Below are 18522 nucleotides of genomic sequence, written 5' to 3' on the forward strand. Positions count from 1 at the left end.
CAATTGCCCGCGATTCGCGGGCTTTTTTTATCCGTTAAAGAATTAAATAAATCTTTAAAAAAGGTCTTGCAGGCTAGGAAAAAAAGTCCTAACATATCTCTATCGGCCGGGCATGACGCCAGGGCCAAACCGGAGATAACCCGATGACTTTAAATGTGACGATTCTCGGCGCCAAACATTTCAACCTGGTGGCCCGTGGTAACGATATGACGCTGATGTTTGATGAAAAATTTGAGTGGTGGGAAATGTATACTGATAACGCTGCTCACCGCGCATATCGCGGCCCAGGCGTTCGGGTTTTTCACTCCCTGGCTGAGGTCGAAAAAGCGTATAAGAGCTGGCGCGGCATCGCTGAGTTAGTCGAAAATAACGATTTAAATAATTAAAGAAATATTTATAGGCCCGCCAATGTGCGGGCTTTTTGCTATGTGGGCTACGCTGATTTTTTTGGGACAATGCGCAAGACGAGCCAGGAGGCCACTGCAGCGATCGCGGCATAGATAGCGAGCAGATAGGCCGTTGATAGTGCCTCGGGGTCACTTAGACCCCATTCCGTGGACTTGTGGACCATTTTAATCGCCATGCTGTTCGTTAGAAGCAGCTGAGACGGGATCACGTTCGGCAAGATAGCCATGAATAAAAGAAAGGCCACAACGGCCGCTAGCTTTCTCATACTGTACAGCGCCTCTCATAGCCGATCACATCGATGGATCCATATGCCATTAATTTGTTATTTGTGCGTGGAACTCCTGCGCGCGGCGTCCGTAAAAGCCGCTCCCGGAGCCGTACAAAGTCCTCTGCGTTGTATAGGGTGATACAGCCCAGGGAAAGCCTGGCCGGCCCGATGGGGTGTAGGCGGAACTGTCCGCGCTTAACGCTGTTTATCCAGGTGAAATCATCGATGCGGTGATCGTCGCGGTAGAGGGCGAACCAGGTGGCGTGATCTGTACGGTTAACAAAGTCTTTCGCCCAGGTGAGAGCCTGGGAGCCTATGCCGCCTGTCGGCCGGTCAACAATCCAATAGCGCCCAGCTGGTAGCGCGCCGTCGTCCGGTTTATGCGTGCATCCTGGTTGATTGGTGTATTTGCCGTTGCCGGAGAACGCGGGATAGTTCCCGTTCACCCCGCACTCTAAAAGCGTAACGGTGTCCCGATTAAGTCTGAATCGTCCGTGAATCATCGTGCTCCTTGCGTAACTGCTGGATGAATAAGATACAAATTGTAATCAGAAACCATCGCCGGCGCACGAAAAGAAACCGGCCTTGCGGCCGGCTGGTGTGACGCGTCACATTTTAACGCTGTGACGTGTCACAGCGAGGGATTATCCCATTTTCAGGGAGCTTTGATTATTGTAAAAGCAATGTATTCCGAGGTAATAAAATACCCATTTCACCGTTTACGCTGAAATAACAACGATGGTTTTCTGTGTTTGCACGCTGTGTTACCGCTATCAATTGCTCTAAATCGGCAACATCATATTGTTCAAATGTGTGCATGTATCTATTTATTTCATTTATATGTAGCACTTGTTTAATTCTTGTTTCAATCCCTATATCTCTAACGTATTTTGCAAACTTAGGCGAAATCCAATATAACAATTCCATCATGTTATTTAGTTTTTCCATCAAGCTGCTTATAACTGCCTGTTTCGTCTTTGCGCTGCCAACATGCCAGGCTGGTTCATTGTGAGATATCCGGTTTCTGAATGCTCTTATTTCTTCAATTCTGCGTCGAATAGCGTCACGTTGATGAAAACTAGGGTTTTTATCAGTAACGCGCGGGAGCTTTTTAAACACTTTTGTTAACTCGTGGGGCCAAAGGAAATTTTTTTCCGTACCGTTATAAAAGTGTTTGTCAAAAATGTATTCCCAAGTAGAGAATTCAGTTTGAGAAATAATCTGATCAATAGTCGGTATAGGTTGAGCTATTCCCTTTTCTTCCAATGCTTTCTTGGCGCTTTTTTTTGCTTTTTTATTGTTATCTTTGAATTTTTTAACTTGGTCGGCGTTAACTAGATCCCCTTGAAGGTTGGTATCTTGAGTGAACGGTATTAATTCGAACCAATATTTCCCTTCCTGTTGATATTTCGTGCAAACGACATGATTTATGGCGTTTCGAAGAGAAACCTCAATGATTTGTATCAGGGGATAAAATGCCCCTACGATAGCTAAGTTCCAACAATAAGCGCCGAAAAGTTGAGCATCTGATTGTGTCGCAAGAGAAACTTTATAACTGCTTAAACGCGCGGTGCTTAGCAACCGTGCCGGTTCAGTGTAATCATAACTGTTTGGCATAAATCCATCTTCTTGGGCGTTTTTAGGCGATATCTAACATTATTCCAGATTCGAAAAGGTATTGACAGCCCCTTAAAACTAGCGTAGTTTGTGCCTCGTGTAGCTAGTCGACGGTTCTTCTCCCACCTCGTAGTGGTGTGTGCATCTCAGTGATGCCAGTTCCTTGACATAAAGCGAAAGGATACCAGCCCCGGGGTCATGCAAATGATTCCGGGGTTTTGCGTTTCAGCTGTAAGCAAACCGCCTCCCTCATTGACTGCTCGGCCGGGCATCCTACCCGAAAGTAGAGATAATCTGCATGTACTCTGCGAGTTCATATGACACATCTGTCCAGTAGACAAGTAGTTACCCACCCGATAGGATGGCTCTCATGATTCAGTCTTTTGGTAAAATTATGAGTTCGTCTGCTGCCGTAACCGTTCTAACTGGTGTTACTGTTTTTGTCGTTGGCCAGCTTATAGCTAAGAGAGTAATTGAACCTTACGTATCATTCAGGGAACAATTAGGGAGAATCTCAGCGCTGCTATTGAGGGAACAATCCAAAATAACTAATTTCCGTGCTAATTATGAAACCCTTCATGATTTAAAAGAAGCAGCGGCTCAGTTAATGGCTAAATACTCGGCTTTACCTGGCAGTCTCAAACAAAGTTATATCGGCATTAGGTGTGTTCCCTCACAATCTGTAGTTCTTGAATCAGCGCAAGCATTGAATGAGATAGCATCAATACTTGAAGGTGACAGCAAGGAAAATTTATACGCTCTGATAAAGAAAATTGGAATTAATCTCGATATACCGACCACCTACTCTCATTAATCCCTCGAACCATATTTGGCTGATCCCCCTTACTGGTATTGTGACTCGCCACACGATACACCTGTGACGTGTCACGGGGGAGGGGGTTATTACCTAAAGGCCTGCGTTCTTTGCTGATTCCCCAGCATTACATCCTATTCGGTAAGCGGATCCAATCTGGACGTATTCAGCGCGTTCTATACCGGATAACTTTTGCGCCTTTAGGTCGAACTGCTTAATTTTATTGTGACAGGTTGCCGGTTTACCTTTGTAGGCATCACGCGCCCCACGCCAGCACATATCAAAAAGAACATCAGGGCTTGCTGGTCCGTTCCCGCTAGCCATTGTGTTACATGTGCCATTGATGCGCATTTCAAGCATGGCGGTATTTTTTGCGTATGCTGCAGGTGCCAGGAACATCGCCAGGACGGCGAACAGAATAACTCGTTTCATTTGTGCATCCTTACAAAATGCCGCCATTCCTGGCGGCTGAAAAAACATTAAGTGACAATGTAACTATTTTACTTTGGCGGCTAGTCTGGAAATGCCTACTTGAAGCATTGCCGCCAAGATATCGGGGCTTACAACACGCTCCACAACTGCTTTCATGCATTCTGGATCGGTTGGCATGATGTGTACGGCGCCGGCGGGCAGTATTTTAAATTGCGGCTCGAGCCTGGCGCTAAATGTCAGCTCGGCCTTGATACCATAGAGCAGGTCCGCCAGGAGGCCCGAGGCGGCTTTGTCGCGGTCGATGGGCACCCAATCAGCCATGCTTATCCCATGCTCTTCCGCGAACGCCTGACAGCCTGCCAGGACGTCACACACATAATCGCGGGCCTCGTTCCGATATGCCGGCGCCGCCTTAAACTGGTCGTGTTCCTGGGCGCTTTTTGCGGCGATCTCCTGCAGCTGCTTTTGCTTCACCTGGTCGGCTTGTTTCTGCTGCCTGGCCAGCTCCTCGGCCATCATGTTAAAGGCGTTGATGTAGGCGATTTTAATGGCCATCGCTTTCTTGCCGGTGAAGCCCATCACCAGGAGCATAAAGCCGTCTTTTGTTGTATTAACGTATATATCTTTTTTGTTGTTTGCTAACTTATTGATTTTATAGCTAAACGCAAAATTGCGTTTAGTGAAGTCTTCAGGCGCATCTAGTGTTTTTATTCTGCGCAGTACATCACTGTGCGTCTTACCGAATGCCTCAGCTATTGCGTATGAAGTGGTGATTAGATTGCCGTTCTGGCTTGATATGAAGTGTTCGGGGGTGGTCAAAAGGGGGCTTTGATCTGTCATGATGAGTATCCTGTAAGCATTTGGAAATCACCGCCAGAAGGTCTCAATCTTTAACTGGTGGTGAGCTGTGTGGGGTTGAGACTACCGGGCTTACAGGAAACCGGCCATCCTTACGGATGCCCCACACAGCCCACCATTGAGGTGTAGCCATGCTTAGCGCATAAAAAAACCGCTAACGCGGTATATGCGCCTGTAAGAATTCCGGGGTCTCAATCCCGATCGCAGATTTTGCTACGATGTGGGAAAGATACCGCCTGGCCACTCTGCGCGCAAGTAGAAACATCGGCGCAGGGGGCGCCGATGATAATTAATCCAAAAATGGATTGATGACTACATGAGCTGAAAATTCAGCGCATGGAGGTTAGATTGCTTTCATTAGGCAACGACTGGCAATTTCACGCAGCCATGCCGGCCGAGTGGCCAGGACGGCCGCGACGTCTTTAATTTTCAATTCTGGCAGGTCAGTTAGACGGGTTTTCAAAATTTGGTTATATTGTTTCTCGGACATTATAACTATCTCCGTAGTTACTTGTGTCAGTAACGGCCGGGCCGCAATCCCGGCCGTTACACCTTCCAGCCTCAGCCGTGTCTTTGCTTGTACTCAGCAAAAGACCGCTCTAAAAGCTCTTTCATGCTCAAGTTATTCATTGTGGCGAACGTTTTATAGTCAGTGAAAAATTCAGGGTCAACGTTGAAATTCATCGCCTTGCCGCCTTTTAACTCCCTGCCCGCTTTGGCTGTGGTTTCTACGCCTGTTGCGGTCTGGCTGAGTGTTGGCGCAATGCCCTTTCCCTTCTTTGCTGCTTTCGATGGGCCTGCCATAAGGTGCTCCTTAAATATTTATATCGTTAATTATTTAAATCTTTAATTCGTTAATGTCTCAAGGCGATCGATGATGCCTTGGACGACGTGATCGGCTCGTTCACGCGGAGCCACATAGGCGCATTCAATGATGCTGCGGCCGAGGTCCTGCGTTTTGCTCAAAGCCGGCTTTTGGGGAATGTAGCCGTCAATCATGAAATACGGGGTTTGGCCAATGTATGCCTTGGCGTCTTCATAGTCCTGCGCGTTCTCGGCTACGGCACTGAATGCGATAGCCAACTTTTTGATAGGGACGCCGGCTTGTACCAGGCTATTAGCCGTATGCACTGTGGACTCCAGGTCATCGAGGCTGAAACGCGTCGGGATAACCATTAGGTCTACCATGTGGGCGATCTCTATAGTGGATTTTGACGCGAACGCGGCGCAGTCCAGCACAACCATATCCCACGATCCGGATTCGATTTTCTTTTTCACCAGGGACGGCGCCCCGAATGACTGGACGTCAAAAACCGGCTCGATGTTGTTCGCAATGCGCCGGCGCATCCAGTTAGCCATTGTTGCTTGGCCAATATCGAGATCGGCGCCGAGTACGGTCCAATCAGATTTTGCATAAGAGACACCCAAGGCGCGGGCCAGGGTGGATTTTGATACGCCGCCTTTACCGGAGGCGAGGGCTACTGAAAGTGTCATTGTCGAGGCTCCGTAAATATATCTTTAATTAAATATTTAAAGATTAAGCGTGTTGGAGCTTATCGCAATGCCTGGGAGGTGTAAAGAGGGATGTAAATATTTATTTAAATAAAGAAATAAAGATTGCGGGCGCGACTATGCCCGCGTATGTTTAGAATGAGGTGATCTCACTCCTAACTAACTGAATCTCAAAAATTTGGTTTTGTATAAGGGTTAACAGCGCCTCAGCCAAGTCTCCGCTTTTGTCCCCTTCTGCCTGGATCCGCTCGGTCATTGCTACAGCACCGATATTGTGTGAGCCAATGCGGATCAGCTCGGCGGAGAAGCGGTTATCTTTCTCACATATAATTCGAAACCTATCAATTTCCCTTACTTGTTGTAATAATAGGGATAATACAGCTTCGAATAGTTCCCCTTGGTTCCTTCCCTCTCGATCAAGCACGTTGAGGAGAATAGATTCTACAGCCATGCTTTTTGACAAAATATCGTTAGTATTCATGGTGTAATCTGCATAAGAAGTATTGCTGTAATCTTGCATAATGGCCTCTTTGAGCGCTATCGACCGCTTCGAAGTGTGGTCTTGGTCTCGTTTTGTGGTTTTTGAGGGTAAAAAAATGCACGACGTAACGCCGTGCCGAGGTATTACCGCCAGCTACCCACAAAGACGACCCGTCCAAAAACCGAAATGCTGTCATCCTCACCTGAGATATATTTAGGTGGAAAATGGACATCTTTCGTAGCGTAGATAGTAAACCCGGATTTACCTATTTCTTGGCGTGCGCTCCGAATAATAATGTTGTCGCGATCATCTTTGAACGCATAAATGTCTGTTGCTGTGACTTCTTTGACGGATGTGTCTATAAGCACATCGGCGCCTTTTGGCACCTCTTCTAGGAAGCTATCTGAAGACTGAATCAGTGCCAGTTTTGCAGGTGATAATCCCTTTTGGGCTAGCATGGAGCTATTGAACGCCAGCGGGTCATCTCTCGTTGTCTGTTTGCCGGCAAGAAACGGATCAGCAGTGGAGAACGCCAGGGCTTCATCGTCGCCCTCATAGTCAGAAAGCCCGGCCAGGTAAGCCGCTGAGGTCCTATAGACGCTGGCGAGCTTTCGAATCACACCTAATGGCGCTTGACGGATCCCCGCTTCATAGTTCTGTAGTGTACTGCGTGGTATGCCGGTCTCGTTTTGCACGTCTACCACGCTCTTCCCGGCGTGATTTCTCTTTTGCTGCAGGCGCAAGCCGATCACTTGTGTAGTTTGTTCGTCTCTAGTTTTCATCACGTACCCTTACCCAAATTGCAGTTAGGTTACTACAAATTGTAGTTTTGCATAATTTTTTTGCTTGTCGAAACCTCAAATTGTGGTTATTTTTAAATTAAGTGTGGTTTTTGAGGGTGTGCTGTGACTCTTTTAGAGTGGGTGAAACAGCAAGGCGGGATTAAAAAGTGCTCAGAAAAACACGGGTTTACCCCGTCGGCTCTTGGCGCCTGGTCCCGTTTAGAGCGATTCCCCAGCCCTGATAACCAGGCGCGGATTATTCAGGCTTCTGATGGTTTAGTGGCGATCAACCAAATGCGCGAATTGTTTTTAACGAAAAAAAATAGCTCCGAATCCTCACCGCGCCGGCGCCGCCTGCAGGGGTCGCTAATGGTTCGCAATCTGGCGCGCCTGAAGCAGGTTTTTGATGAGCTGCAGCTGCCGGCGCATCGATGCAATTTGAACGGCCCCGGGATAGTTGCTCGGTGGGCGACAACTAATGTAACCGTGCAAGAGGTGCGAAATGCCGTCTCTGTGTTGGAGGAGGTCGGCAAGGACGCGGGGAGCGTTGAAGAGATTCATGCGGCTATCCGCGATGCCCGCCGGGACTCACTGAGGGGCTTATCATGATGCTTATGGCGTTTGTGGGAGGCCAGCATAGCGCACAAGTAGTTATGGTGCGGCAGCTGGCCAAAGACCTGAAAGGTTGTTACCGCGTCGAGCACATCGACAACACCGGCGCTTCGCTTGATTCTGGCGAGAAATTTACCCGTCTCCGCCGTCTGATATTGAACCGTAAGGCGAACCGCAAAGCCCGGGACCTGGTGATCGTCGTCACAGGGATAAACGAGCAATGCGAGTTGGATTTGCTTCGCCGACACCAGGCGACGATCTGCATACCGCACGCGCCGCTACATAGCCTTTTTGATGACAACCCGATCACACCTGCCGATCTCTTTGTCTGCTGCCGCCCTGGCTCGCTGGAGTCTGAGCAGAAACGCCGGCAATACATTACCCCCGAAGAAGCGTTTTCGGCCTGCTACAGCCGCGCGCGCGGTTTCCGGGGTGCGGTATGAGCTACGTCATAGGCGCGGCGCGCTACTGCGCAAATCCAAAATTTTGGCGCTTTCTGGCTGTGGAAACCAATACGCCAGTAAACGACAAAGAAGCCGCCGCGCAGCAGCTGCGCACATTGTGCGGCATCAAGTCCCGCAGTGAGCTGAACAGCAACCCATACGCCCGCACGGCTTACGCTGGCCTGATCACTCGATTTAACGATTTTTTGCGGAGAGAGCGCCAATGAACGGCCGCACACCAACAAAAAAGGAAAGGCTGTATATCACGGCTGTAATTCAATCCGTTGGCTGTATTGCCTGCATCCTGGACGGCCGCGAAATTGAAAACCCGGGCGCGTGGACTGAGTTTCATCATGATCCTGATTTTGGGAGTACCGATCCCGATTGTCACTTTCGGGGCTATGGCGCTTGCGCTGCGCATCATAGAGGCGTAATCCCCGCCGGTGCTCGCCTGCCTGCCGGTTTTGCCGTTCGTCACCCTGTAGGCAAGCCAGCGGTGAAATTTTCCGAGAAATACGGCACAGACGCCTATCTGTGTGCGTTGACGTGGGAACGTCTGCCGCAGAGCGTGAAAGACGAGATAGGTTTCGATCTCAGCCTGGGCGAAATGCCGGTAGAGGCCAATTAACAATGCTGAATTACAAGACATTGCGCCAAACACCAGGGAAATACGGGAATAAAAAAACGGTTGTCGATGGCTTCACGTTCGACAGCAAAAAAGAAGCGGCTTATTACGGCCAGCTCAAACTACGGCAGCGCGCCGGCGATGTTGTGATGTTCCTCCGTCAGGTGCCGTTTCATCTGCCTGGCGGTGTGAAGTACGTTGCGGATTTTGTTGTTTTTGGCGCTGACGGTGTTGTTGAGGTTATCGACGTGAAGGGCGTCCGTACTGCTGAGTATCGAATCAAGAAAAAGCTGGTGGAGCAACACTACCCGATCACCATTATCGAGGTTTAGCTATGCGCCCTCATGAGCTGGACGCCCTTCTGGAGCAGTGGGCCAGATGGATCCGCGCCGATGGTTATGGCGGCTCTGGTTTCGGGTCAATGTTGGAAATGATGATGATCACCGGCTGCATGTTTTCCGGCGGTGGCCGTGGCCAGGCGCTGTGGACTGTAGAGGCAGACGTAGAGGCCGCTGTGATGGCGTTGGCTGCAGCTGATAGAAATGCGGCAACGGTAATCCGAATCGAATACGGGGCGTGGGATCTGGGGGGCCTCGACAAAAAAGCCAGACAGATAGACAAAGCCCACGCCCTTTTTATGTCGCTGAGCACCTACAAACGGCGCTTAGCAAAGGGCCGCGGATTTATCGCGGCCTGGTTGAGCAAACAACGGGGGAATGATGGAAAAGCGCCGCATTGCTGATGATAGAACGGCGATCGAGGAAGCGATCGACATTCTGACAAAACTAACGAATGGCCATTCGCTGCGAATGGTTCACGGAGTCTCTACGCGGCAAATTGTGGCCGCGCGTGACGAGCTGGCGAAGGTGCTGGCCGGGCTGGGTAATTATGCGCACTGATCGCCAGGCAGCCCGCGCGGCGGGGGACATTAAATTTATCGGCCGCGTATGTACGAAATGCGGGGGTAATGTTCGCTATGTCCGTAGCGGTTTCTGCGTACCGTGCCAGGCGCGCAACAACAAAGCGATTAAAGAGGTCAGGGACGCGCCGGACTCGTTCGCGCACCGCGTCTTTGTCATCGGCACACCTCCCGGAATAACGAAATAAAGAATTAAATAAATATTTAAAAATAGCTTGATGGTTAGGACTAAAAGTCCTAATATATTTTCACCGGCCGGGCATACCGCCAGGGCCAAACCGGAGATAACCCGATGAAAAAAACCACTTACGACCTGGGCAACAATGAAAGCGTTAGCGTTGGTGTTTTCCCTAACGGTGACGGCACTTTCACAGCGATGACCCGCACAAAGAGCAAGCCATTCAAAACCGAAAAAGGCGCCAACAACTGGTTAAAGCGCCAACTGTCCGGCAAGCCTGCAGTTAACAAATTCCGTCTGCAATACCGCGTGTGCGGCGTGTGGGTGAACGGCAACACGTTCCCGACCAAACAGGCCGCTGATGCCTGGGGCGCCCGTGAATGCCGCACCATGACGCGCTATGACGGCTATCAGGTTGTTCCGTTGCGCTAAAGGCTCCAGACGCGTCCGCCATGCCGGCGGGCGCCATATCCGACAGCAGAGGGTTACACGATGCAACTCGAACAAAACGCGAATTGGCAGACCAAGGCGCGCGGCGACAACGACAGCGAATATCAGATTTACCTTGCCTGCGCTGACGACGGTAAAGGCAACGAATTCATGACCGGGAAACCGCTGAAAACCTATGACGAGTGGCTTGCAAGCTAACACCCAGCGCGCCCTACGGGGCGCACAACATGAAAGGACATTCCCCGCCGCGCTGGTGGATGGCAGGACGGGGGCGTCGCTGACCTGGAGTGTCCTTTCAGTTGTGACGTGTGTAAGCGCACTGCAGCGCCGGCCGACGCAAAGCCCCGTGAATCGGCTGAGCCGCAGCAACTGGCGGCCAATACCAAAACAGAGCGGCGGGAAGTAAGCAGGGGTAGCGCCCTGGTGTCGCAACACTGATTGCTGTGTGTAGTCTTTGGCCCCGCTAGCCGGGGCGTTTTTTTAGGCATCGCAGTGTTAAATCTTTATTTAAATAAATCTTTAAGGACGTCTCGACAATGTGCCGAAAGAGTGAAATCACAGCTGCAGAGCTGGACGCGTGCCCATATTGCGCCGGCGCCCCGGCGGAGGTTATCCGCTACGAAACCACGCAAAAGCCGCTAACACGCGGTGACGCGCTAATCCCGGGCTGGTACGAAGCCTTTGTATTTTGCCATGAGTGCGGCGCCCAAAGTGGCGAGGTATCAGCTGAGATAAACGACGCTGATGATCTGGCATTGCTGATCGCCGCCGCACGGGCTGAGTGGAATTTGCGCGACAAGCGCAATCAGGACCTTTACGCCGCCGCGTTATCCGATGGCCGCATAGTGGCCCCAGCTGGCGCCGATGGATGGATCCCCGTTTCTGAGCAGTTGCCGCCGTATGGCGTACCCGTAGACGTGGTGTGTATGGGGAACGTCCAGCACATAGCGCACAAGCTGACGCAGGACCGCGAGGCTTTCAGCTGGGAGCTTTGCTCTGAAGACCATGATGAGCTGGTGGAGCTGGACGCTATTTCACATTGGCGCTTCCGCCCTGAATTCCCAACTGCAGGAGCGCCGGTACTGGATCGGCTACTCGCTAAGGCTGGTGGCCAATGAAATCTAATCACGCCGCGCGCCGCCAGCTGGGCATGTCTTATAAATTCAGCCGCCGCAAGCCTAACTCCTGGGTGTTTCTCTATTGGCCAACGCCAATTGCTCAGAAATTTTTGCTCCCTGATTGGGTTCGAGAGTTGGAGGTTACAGCGGTGAAGTATGAGCCGGCACAGTTTCGCGGCTTCACGGTCGATGCATACGGATATTACCCGGCATCGGCATTTTATCCGGCTCATGCGGCCAACGGGAGGGCAAAGGAATGATCCATAGCATTGACGTAAAAACGCGGTACTACAGCGGGGCATACATCGCAAGACACGCCGGCAAACAGGCAACTAATACGGCCAGCGCTGAAGGAGCTGTGCGCCGCCTGGCCGGTAAGGTTTTCGGCACCTGGCAGCACATCACTGTGACGCGCATCGATGGCACTGGCGACTATATGGCCAGCGTTTATCGGGTTACACCTGACGAGGCCCAAAAATGCCGCGTGTGCGGCTGTTCCTATTCGCGCGGCTGTGCTGGTGGCTGTCATTGGGTGGCGGCTGATTTGTGCAGCTGCTGCGCGCCAGGGAAGGGCTAGCCGTGAGCGTAAAACTTTCAGAGGTGATCAGCGTGCTGGAGGAGCGAGGGCCGTCGTCGCTGGACACGCTGGCGCACGTCCTGGACGAGAGCGAAACCACGTTACGCGCGCTGTTAACGGGCGCTTATCGCCGGGGTACGCTTGGATTTGATAACGGGCTGTATTCGGTCCTAAGCACTGCAGAGCAGGAGGCCGTAAGGTTAACCATGTCTCCGCCGGCCGCGCCGGCATCGAAACCAACCCCGGCAGCAAAACCAACGGCGCCGGCTAAGCCAAAAGTGACGTCGGCCCAGCTGCGTGAACTGTTGGCGCAACGAGGGAAAATGACCGCTGCGGAGCTGGCCTCTGCAGCTGGGATAAGTTCGGGGCATATTGGGCCGCTATTGGCTCATGACCGCCGCGCCTGCCGCGTGCGGCTGATCACGCTGGATAGAGTGAATTACTACAAGCTGGAAGAAAAGCGCGATAGCGTGCCGCCTGCCGCGCCTGCCGCGCCTGCCGCGCCTGCCGCGCCTGCCGCGCCTGCCGCGCCTGCCGCGCCTGCCGCGCCTGCCGCAACGGATGATAGCCCGCCGGCGCCGCCGGTAGTTCCTGCAGCTGGTGGATCAGGCACAAATGATGTGACGCAGGCCCGCGCGCCGGCAATGGCAAACATGGAAACGATCACGGTTCCGACTGTGGAGTTTATGACGTCAGAGATTCACCGCCTGATCGGCGAACTGCGCCACGCAAAAGAGTTGCGCGCGGCGCTGATAAACCTGAGCCGTTTAACAAAAGGCGAGCTGGTGGAGGATGTGAACTGATGGCCAAGCAAATCAATTTTGAAGGGGCTGTGCTTAAAGGCGGCGGCGGGTTGACCCGGGGGGATATCTATGTGCGCCGCAGCTGGATGATCATCTTAGCCGATGGCACTACTTATCATCGCGAAACCTATGGTCGGCGAGACGAGCCAGGTCTGGAAATGTGGGAAAAGTGGTGTAAACCCGGCCCGGACGTTTACCAGTCGCCACACTGGCGCAAGGCCTCAAAAGCGGACCGTATGCAGCTGCAGCAATGGCTGCGCGCCCATCCTGATTATCTGCCTGACGGGGGACCACATGGCCAATAAGATGACTACTGAGCGACTGCGTGAAATCGCAGAGGATGGATTCTTGGAGCATGGTGACGCCAAATTAATGGCGCGCGCACTCCTGGCTAACCGGGGCGCGCCGCCGGTGGGTTACATCGATCCGGACAGCTTAAAGGAGTATCGCGGCAAGCGCGCCGGCGGGTCGTGGTCAGCTGTCCCGCGCACAACCTGCGGCCTTAACATGACGACGCCAATCTACACCGCCCCGCCAGCGCCAACAGCTCCAGGTCTTGGCAAGCTACCGCCATTAACGGCTGAATTAGCGGGTATCCTCGGGCGCCCTAATTTCCAATGCTGTCACCTGGCGGCGGCGATGCGAGCTGGTGGCCATGAAATCCCGAGAAAGGCAGAGGCTGAACAGGCTGCGGTGATTTACTTCATGCTGGGGCATTACCTGGCACATGGCGAGAAGTGGAGCGAGAAGGCCGAGGAGGAGCTACAACAGCTTATAGCAATTGGGAAACAGCGCGCCGATGGCTGACACCAGGGAACGGGCCGCAGCGCGCCAGCGTGAGAAGCGCCGGCGCGACCGGGAAGCCCGGGAAAAACTGAAAGCCGGCGGCCAGCGCGTGATTAAGCTGGTGGTCACAGAGGCGCAGTATGAAGCGTACCGGCGAAATGCGGCTTTACGTCGACCAGGGAAGGCGGCGTATACCGTGGAGGAATACGCTGAATTATTGTTCGTTCAAGATGACCGGTCATTAAAATTGCAGCTGGAGGCGCTGGCGAAGACGAGTTGTCCGACGTGCGGCGAGGTGATGCCTGGGCCAGCTGGTGGATGTTGGCGAAATGGTGAAGCGGTATGCGCTCAAACGTTGATATGGAAAGAGCTGGCGCTTAAAACCCTGTGATGAGCGCGCCAGCAATAACTTATTATGGTTTAAGGCGGTGTTGTCTGAGGAAGCGCTTTATGCCAGGAATTCTTTCACCGGTTTCAGGGTTAATTGCCTCTTTGTTGTAGTCGAGATTGACCTCAATAACTTGCCCGTCTTGAGGTCCCCCAACAAAGTGCCCCCGAAAAAGGCAGGAAATTGGAGCGTAATCCGTTACATGAATAAGTCTATCCTCTCCCTCGTTGTCTAAGTTCAAAATAATAAGACGGGCATCAACTTTAAGTGCAAGCTCTGGATCGTAGTGATCGAACCTCGAGGCGATGTAATTATGATTTGTATCGTTTGGCTTTTGGGGGGAGGTATCCACTGTCTCGGCGATAGCGGTTTTTTCCAAGATGCGATCTTGTTTTTTCAAAAGAGTATCGATTCTTTGCTGCGACTCCATCATTTCGATTTGGAGCTTTTTCAACCTTCTTTTTGAAAGGGCTGGGGCTACGTAAACGAAATAACAATACAAAATGGCAAAGCCAATAATCAAAAAAATAATAGTCATGCATTCCCTTTGATAAAGTCCATCATTTAAGAGTGGTTATTTTATAGGCATACAAAAGGAGTGACAACAACCGATCGTTCAAAACGATCGTTGATACGCAACCGATCGGTGAATCCTATTTGATTGATTTTCAGGGCCTTCCACACTGTAACTGTGTTTTTTACATACACACCCCGTTAAAACCAACAACAGGCGGTGATACATGGTTATAAAAACAGGTGGTAGGGCTGGTGGTGTTCGGGATAACATCGTGCTGCAGCCCCTCAATGGGTTGCCGGGTTTAGCAGCTCGAACATTACCAAAGCGCACAACCGCGCCATGCGGTTTTTTTGTGTGCGGCGCACGGCTACACCTATCAATGGTGGGACGTGCGGGGGAGCCGAAAGGCTCGCCGGGTTCTTTGGTGACCGGTCTGCTAACCCCGTACGTCTCACCACCAAATTGTTTAGCAGCTTTTGGTGGTGATATTCAAAACACCAAAGGAGTTAAGCCATGACTAATCAACTCGCATTCCACGATACTCAATTCAACGTCGTAAACCATGCCAATCAAATCTGGTTATCAAGCAAAGAAATCGCCAATGCACTTGGTTATTCGTCATCAAGAGCAGTAACAAAAATATTCAATCAAAACCAAGATGAGTTTACAGCTGGAATGACCGATGTTGTCGAGGTACCCAAATCAGGAACCTCGGCGAATTTAAAGGCTCGCAGCCGTATTTTCTCCCTACGTGGTGCCCACCTGATCGCCATGTTTGCCCGGACTGAGATAGCGAAAGAGTTTCGCCGGTGGGTGCTCGATATCCTGGACAAAGAGACAGCTGGCGCGCCTGCGCCGCTGGTGGTTCGAACAGAGCGCTGTAACTACCCCGCAATGAATGAGCTGTTAGAGCGTCCGAGTTCGTTCGTCTCTGAGTTTAACGGGATGGCATACGTAGACAGTAAGGCGCTTGCCCGAATTTATGGGGTATCGGCCCGGGACCTTAACGCGATAGTTCGGCGCCTGGAGGTAACACAGGATTTTGCCGAGCGGAACATAGTGAAATGCAAGGGCGCCGGCTATCAGTTCACCCTGTGGGGATTTCTGCTGTTATCCAGGCATATCGAGGGTGATTTGAGTTCTGAGGTCACGCTGGCCTTTATTCGGGCGTTGATGGCCAATACGGGAGCAACTGCAGGAAGTAGTTTAGATACCCCGTTGCTGGTGGATTCTGACTATCGCCGGCGCGCGCGGGATTATGCGGCTGATATGTTCCAGCGTTGGTATCGGCATGCTACGGCGGCAGGCATTTCTGTTGATGATTTTAACCGGGCTGATATTGATAAATTTGCTGATGGGTTGCTGGCTGATGCCCTGACACGTTTCAGGGTTGAGATAGGGTTCAATCAGCATTTAGAGGCTAAGGTAAGTTTCCTGCCGCAAGATGTTATCCAGTTGGCGCCGTCCAGCAAGGAAAGCATGAGTAATTTAGTTCAAAACGTAGTCGATACGGATGTATTGCAAGAAATGCTCATGGCTGGTGTTGCCCGCTTAGGGCGTGCGGCGAAATAAATGGGTGACTGTGACGCGTCACGCTTAAAAAATGTGACGCGTCACAGCAAGGGAATAAATCATTATTTCTTTTTCAAATCGTTGCTAACTGTTTTCTGAGATACGCCTAAGCGGTCGGCAATTTGTTGCTGGCTCAAACCCGTGCTACGCAGGCGTTGCGTTTCTTGCCGACGCTGATCCAAGGGCATTAGATCGCAAGTTGATACAGTTCGCTCTGAGAAACCTGTCCCCTCATAGGTGGTAACGCGGACGTGTTGGCCAGTTCTTCCACTGATGCCGGATACCGTGACCTGGCCCGATTTACTGGATGCTTTCCAATCGGTCAATTGTAAATCATGTACCAAATTGTCAACAACTGGAGCAGTAGAGGGCACGGAAGGAGGTATAACTTTTGGTTTTTTTGCCATTTTATTGAATCTCTTCTTTAAGTATATAGTAGAATTACTAGTAAAGCAGTCGTTAAAGTATGGTATTCCATGAAGGCCGTCAACATTCTTTTCTTTTTCATAAATCGGCAGCTTAATTTATGCGCTATAGATGCCGGGAAAAGTGCTTGACCACAAAATGAATCAATATAACTTCAAAATGAATTGACGAATGTGAGCCTTTGCTATACCTTTTTTCATAACGTGATGTATTTGCGTTCTCGGTACAGATGACCTCGCTTCACCCAAAAGCCCTAGCCTAACCGCTGGGGCTTTTTCTTTGCTGGCTGCGCTAATACGTGGCCTTTTTTATGTCTTACGCCCGGCGTTCGCTGAGCGAACAAAGGAGCAAAAAATGACTGAGCCAGGTACTGGTGCAGCAACAGCCGCATTAACCGGCGTGACTGTAGCGGGGCTGCTATCAGGGGTTGATTCTGGAGTGGTGATCGGGGCTTTTGCCGGCGCCGTTATTTTTGTCATGTCGGCTACGGATTTTATCTGGTTGAAGAAAATGGCGTTGTTTGTTGTGTCCTTGCTGGTGGGCATTCTAGCGGCGCCGTTTGTAGCTGACCTTATCACCTGGGCGACTCCTGGCGATATCGAGGCTGGTGATCCAGTTGGTGCGCTGGTGGCATCTGCTATCGCAGTCCGGTTACTCATGTCCGCAAGTCAAAATCCAACAGGTTTTTTTGACCGATTCCGGCGAGGGGGAAGTGATGCTAAATGAATACCTCTTAATCGTTAACGCAATTACCTGCGCTGTGATGGCGGCGCGCATGATTCTGTATAGCAAAAAAGGGTCGAAGCATCGGCCCTTTGCGTCGTTTTGCGCTTGGATCCTGATTGTGGCTAGCGCATCAGTAACTATCCGCATTCTGACCGGTGATTATAGTTATGCGAATTGGTCTGAGACGTTGATTAATCTGGCGTTCTGTGTGGCTGTGATGGCTTCACGCGGCAACGTTATGACGTTAGCAAAACCCCTTCAAAGGTAATTTCCCATGACCTATAAATTCAGCCAACGCAGCGAGAATAGTCTCGTTGGCGTCAATCCTGCATTGGTGTCCGTTGTTCGTCGCGCCCTAGAGCTATCACCTGTTGATTTTATCGTTATTGAAGGCCTACGCACCAAGGCACGACAACAGCAGCTGAAAGACGCCGGCGCGAGCAAAACCATGAATAGCCGCCACCTTTCCGGGAATGCGGTAGACCTGCTACCCGTTGGCGCCGACTGGAATGATCATAAATGCTGGCTGCCGGTGCTGGTGGCCATGCACCAGGCTGGCCAAGAGCTTGGCGTAAAGCTGCGATTTGGCATCACCTGGACGGATAATCCAGAAGATAAGCCGGCGAAGTTCCTGGATGCCCCCCACGTCGAGATCCCCGCGTGATAGCCGGGTTACTTAAATATTGGCGGTTAGGTCTGGTGACAATGCTTGTTGCTGCCCTGGCTGTTTCGCTGTGGTCCGTCTCGTACTACTCAGAACGAGCAGAGCGGGCCGAGGGGCAGGCGCGCCAGCTGCAGGCCGATAACGCCCTGCAGGGTGAGACTATCGCTACCCAGGCGCTTCAGTTTAACCGAATGAACCAAATAGCCGGCGCGGTTGCTGGGTATCAAACAGCCGTCGGACTTAAATCAGAAGAGTCACAGAATGAAATCCGCAAGATTGTTAAGCGTGACCCAATTGGCCGGCAGTGCGTTGATCCTGCTGTTGCTAAGCGGCTGTACGACTACACGAACCGTCTACGTGCCGGCGCAGTGCCAGGCCTTGCCGCCGGCGCTACTGCAACAGATACCGCCACCGCTGCCGCCGGCTGCCGATTGACCTACGGCCAGGCTGTTTACTGGATTGAGCCGCTACTGGTAACGGTCGATAAATTAAACCGGCAGTTGGAAGGGGTGAAAGATGCCGACCGCGATCGAGCGATGGGTGGGC

The 18522-nt window shown here is 51.5% G+C and carries 30 protein-coding genes and 1 pseudogene; 21 read left to right on the top strand and 10 right to left on the bottom strand.

Going from position 1 to position 18522, the window contains the following annotated elements; all coding sequences use genetic code 11:
• The first annotated feature begins 143 nt into the window (after window positions 1-143).
• The gene (locus ACMGF7_RS24380; RefSeq protein WP_238969661.1) at window positions 144-386 is read left to right on the top strand and encodes a hypothetical protein; all 243 of its coding nucleotides are present in this window, start codon (window positions 144-146) and stop codon (window positions 384-386) included.
• A 283-nt stretch (window positions 387-669) separates the two neighbouring features.
• Here ACMGF7_RS24380 and ACMGF7_RS24385 read toward each other — a convergent pair whose 3' ends face one another.
• Window positions 670-1179, bottom strand: a complete 510-nt coding sequence (locus tag ACMGF7_RS24385) for a DUF2778 domain-containing protein (RefSeq protein ID WP_420286796.1) — start codon at window positions 1177-1179, stop codon at window positions 670-672.
• A gap of 166 nt (window positions 1180-1345) precedes the next feature.
• Complete coding sequence (locus tag ACMGF7_RS24390) at window positions 1346-2293, bottom strand: Abi family protein (protein WP_420286797.1); 948 nt, start codon at window positions 2291-2293, stop codon at window positions 1346-1348.
• A gap of 370 nt (window positions 2294-2663) precedes the next feature.
• On the opposite strand from ACMGF7_RS24390, the gene ACMGF7_RS24395 reads away from it, so the two are divergent.
• Window positions 2664-3107 (top strand): hypothetical protein, encoded by a 444-nt coding sequence (locus tag ACMGF7_RS24395; protein WP_420286798.1) that lies wholly within the window; start codon window positions 2664-2666, stop codon window positions 3105-3107.
• 93 nt (window positions 3108-3200) lie between these two features.
• Here the strand turns inward: ACMGF7_RS24395 and ACMGF7_RS24400 are convergent, their stop codons facing one another.
• The 6 genes from ACMGF7_RS24400 to ACMGF7_RS24425 form a co-directional block, all read right to left on the bottom strand.
• The gene (locus ACMGF7_RS24400) at window positions 3201-3539 is read right to left on the bottom strand and encodes a hypothetical protein (protein ID WP_420286799.1); all 339 of its coding nucleotides are present in this window, start codon (window positions 3537-3539) and stop codon (window positions 3201-3203) included.
• Window positions 3540-3602: 63 nt separating this feature from the next.
• Window positions 3603-4379, bottom strand: a complete 777-nt coding sequence (locus tag ACMGF7_RS24405) for a Rha family transcriptional regulator (protein WP_420286800.1) — start codon at window positions 4377-4379, stop codon at window positions 3603-3605.
• A 579-nt stretch (window positions 4380-4958) separates the two neighbouring features.
• Window positions 4959-5201, bottom strand: coding sequence for a hypothetical protein (locus tag ACMGF7_RS24410; RefSeq protein ID WP_420286801.1), 243 nt, complete (start codon window positions 5199-5201; stop codon window positions 4959-4961).
• 42 nt (window positions 5202-5243) lie between these two features.
• Window positions 5244-5891 (bottom strand): ParA family protein, encoded by a 648-nt coding sequence (locus ACMGF7_RS24415; RefSeq protein WP_420286802.1) that lies wholly within the window; start codon window positions 5889-5891, stop codon window positions 5244-5246.
• Window positions 5892-6042: 151 nt separating this feature from the next.
• Window positions 6043-6429, bottom strand: coding sequence for a hypothetical protein (locus ACMGF7_RS24420; RefSeq protein ID WP_420279550.1), 387 nt, complete (start codon window positions 6427-6429; stop codon window positions 6043-6045).
• A gap of 104 nt (window positions 6430-6533) precedes the next feature.
• Window positions 6534-7172, bottom strand: coding sequence for a helix-turn-helix domain-containing protein (locus ACMGF7_RS24425; RefSeq protein WP_420286804.1), 639 nt, complete (start codon window positions 7170-7172; stop codon window positions 6534-6536).
• 123 nt (window positions 7173-7295) lie between these two features.
• Here ACMGF7_RS24425 and ACMGF7_RS24430 point away from each other — a divergent pair, with 123 nt between their 5' ends.
• The 14 genes and pseudogenes from ACMGF7_RS24430 (at window position 7296) to ACMGF7_RS24495 (ending at window position 14074) form a co-directional block, all read left to right on the top strand.
• On the top strand, window positions 7296-7781 hold the full coding sequence (locus tag ACMGF7_RS24430) for a hypothetical protein (RefSeq protein ID WP_154871500.1): 486 nt from the start codon (window positions 7296-7298) through the stop codon (window positions 7779-7781).
• Window positions 7778-8227 (top strand): hypothetical protein, encoded by a 450-nt coding sequence (locus ACMGF7_RS24435; protein WP_420286805.1) that lies wholly within the window; start codon window positions 7778-7780, stop codon window positions 8225-8227. Before ACMGF7_RS24430 ends, ACMGF7_RS24435 begins: the two co-directional genes overlap by 4 nt.
• Before the next feature lie 223 nt (window positions 8228-8450).
• Entirely contained in the window at window positions 8451-8855 is a 405-nt protein-coding gene (locus ACMGF7_RS24440) for a Ref family recombination enhancement nuclease (RefSeq protein ID WP_420286806.1), read from the top strand.
• Between the two features lie 2 nt (window positions 8856-8857).
• The gene (locus ACMGF7_RS24445) at window positions 8858-9184 is read left to right on the top strand and encodes a DUF1064 domain-containing protein (RefSeq protein ID WP_420279554.1); all 327 of its coding nucleotides are present in this window, start codon (window positions 8858-8860) and stop codon (window positions 9182-9184) included.
• 2 nt (window positions 9185-9186) lie between these two features.
• Entirely contained in the window at window positions 9187-9594 is a 408-nt protein-coding gene (locus ACMGF7_RS24450) for a hypothetical protein (protein WP_420279555.1), read from the top strand.
• Window positions 9569-9751, top strand: coding sequence for a hypothetical protein (locus tag ACMGF7_RS24455; RefSeq protein WP_187212356.1), 183 nt, complete (start codon window positions 9569-9571; stop codon window positions 9749-9751). Before ACMGF7_RS24450 ends, ACMGF7_RS24455 begins: the two co-directional genes overlap by 26 nt.
• A gap of 312 nt (window positions 9752-10063) precedes the next feature.
• Window positions 10064-10210, top strand: a pseudogene (locus ACMGF7_RS24460) (DUF1391 family protein); the annotation flags it as partial.
• A 231-nt stretch (window positions 10211-10441) separates the two neighbouring features.
• Window positions 10442-10597: a hypothetical protein gene (locus tag ACMGF7_RS24465; RefSeq protein ID WP_166729840.1), complete on the top strand. Its 156-nt coding sequence runs from the start codon at window positions 10442-10444 to the stop codon at window positions 10595-10597.
• A 338-nt stretch (window positions 10598-10935) separates the two neighbouring features.
• Window positions 10936-11517, top strand: coding sequence for a hypothetical protein (locus ACMGF7_RS24470; protein ID WP_420286807.1), 582 nt, complete (start codon window positions 10936-10938; stop codon window positions 11515-11517).
• Window positions 11514-11777 (top strand): hypothetical protein, encoded by a 264-nt coding sequence (locus tag ACMGF7_RS24475; protein ID WP_238969674.1) that lies wholly within the window; start codon window positions 11514-11516, stop codon window positions 11775-11777. The genes ACMGF7_RS24470 and ACMGF7_RS24475 overlap by 4 nt, the downstream gene beginning before the upstream one ends.
• Before the next feature lie 319 nt (window positions 11778-12096).
• Window positions 12097-12897 carry a helix-turn-helix domain-containing protein gene (locus ACMGF7_RS24480; RefSeq protein ID WP_420286808.1) on the top strand — a complete coding sequence of 267 codons (801 nt, stop codon included), beginning with the start codon at window positions 12097-12099 and terminating at the stop codon, window positions 12895-12897.
• Window positions 12897-13202, top strand: coding sequence for a hypothetical protein (locus ACMGF7_RS24485; protein WP_420286809.1), 306 nt, complete (start codon window positions 12897-12899; stop codon window positions 13200-13202). The genes ACMGF7_RS24480 and ACMGF7_RS24485 overlap by 1 nt, the downstream gene beginning before the upstream one ends.
• Window positions 13192-13704 (top strand): hypothetical protein, encoded by a 513-nt coding sequence (locus ACMGF7_RS24490; RefSeq protein ID WP_420286810.1) that lies wholly within the window; start codon window positions 13192-13194, stop codon window positions 13702-13704. The genes ACMGF7_RS24485 and ACMGF7_RS24490 overlap by 11 nt, the downstream gene beginning before the upstream one ends.
• A complete protein-coding gene (locus ACMGF7_RS24495; protein ID WP_420286811.1) occupies window positions 13697-14074 on the top strand; it encodes a hypothetical protein in 378 nt (125 codons plus the stop codon). Before ACMGF7_RS24490 ends, ACMGF7_RS24495 begins: the two co-directional genes overlap by 8 nt.
• Window positions 14075-14096: 22 nt before the next feature.
• On the opposite strand, the gene ACMGF7_RS24500 is transcribed toward ACMGF7_RS24495, so the two are convergent.
• Window positions 14097-14609 (bottom strand): hypothetical protein, encoded by a 513-nt coding sequence (locus ACMGF7_RS24500; RefSeq protein ID WP_420286812.1) that lies wholly within the window; start codon window positions 14607-14609, stop codon window positions 14097-14099.
• A gap of 492 nt (window positions 14610-15101) precedes the next feature.
• Here ACMGF7_RS24500 and ACMGF7_RS24505 point away from each other — a divergent pair, with 492 nt between their 5' ends.
• Entirely contained in the window at window positions 15102-16160 is a 1059-nt protein-coding gene (locus ACMGF7_RS24505; RefSeq protein WP_420286813.1) for a Bro-N domain-containing protein, read from the top strand.
• 62 nt (window positions 16161-16222) lie between these two features.
• On the opposite strand, the gene ACMGF7_RS24510 is transcribed toward ACMGF7_RS24505, so the two are convergent.
• Window positions 16223-16567, bottom strand: a complete 345-nt coding sequence (locus ACMGF7_RS24510; protein WP_420286814.1) for a helix-turn-helix domain-containing protein — start codon at window positions 16565-16567, stop codon at window positions 16223-16225.
• A 373-nt stretch (window positions 16568-16940) separates the two neighbouring features.
• On the opposite strand from ACMGF7_RS24510, the gene ACMGF7_RS24515 reads away from it, so the two are divergent.
• The 4 genes from ACMGF7_RS24515 to ACMGF7_RS24530 form a co-directional block, all read left to right on the top strand.
• Window positions 16941-17312 (top strand): putative holin, encoded by a 372-nt coding sequence (locus ACMGF7_RS24515; RefSeq protein ID WP_420286815.1) that lies wholly within the window; start codon window positions 16941-16943, stop codon window positions 17310-17312.
• Complete coding sequence (locus tag ACMGF7_RS24520) at window positions 17302-17580, top strand: phage holin family protein (RefSeq protein ID WP_420286816.1); 279 nt, start codon at window positions 17302-17304, stop codon at window positions 17578-17580. The genes ACMGF7_RS24515 and ACMGF7_RS24520 overlap by 11 nt, the downstream gene beginning before the upstream one ends.
• Before the next feature lie 6 nt (window positions 17581-17586).
• Window positions 17587-17976 (top strand): M15 family metallopeptidase, encoded by a 390-nt coding sequence (locus ACMGF7_RS24525; RefSeq protein WP_420286817.1) that lies wholly within the window; start codon window positions 17587-17589, stop codon window positions 17974-17976.
• A gap of 41 nt (window positions 17977-18017) precedes the next feature.
• A partial coding sequence (locus tag ACMGF7_RS24530; RefSeq protein WP_420286818.1) for a hypothetical protein occupies window positions 18018-18522 on the top strand: 505 nt, incomplete at its 3' end.

Source organism: Serratia sp. BNK-17, from assembly GCF_048684935.1.
Classification (GTDB): domain Bacteria; phylum Pseudomonadota; class Gammaproteobacteria; order Enterobacterales; family Enterobacteriaceae; genus Serratia; species Serratia nematodiphila.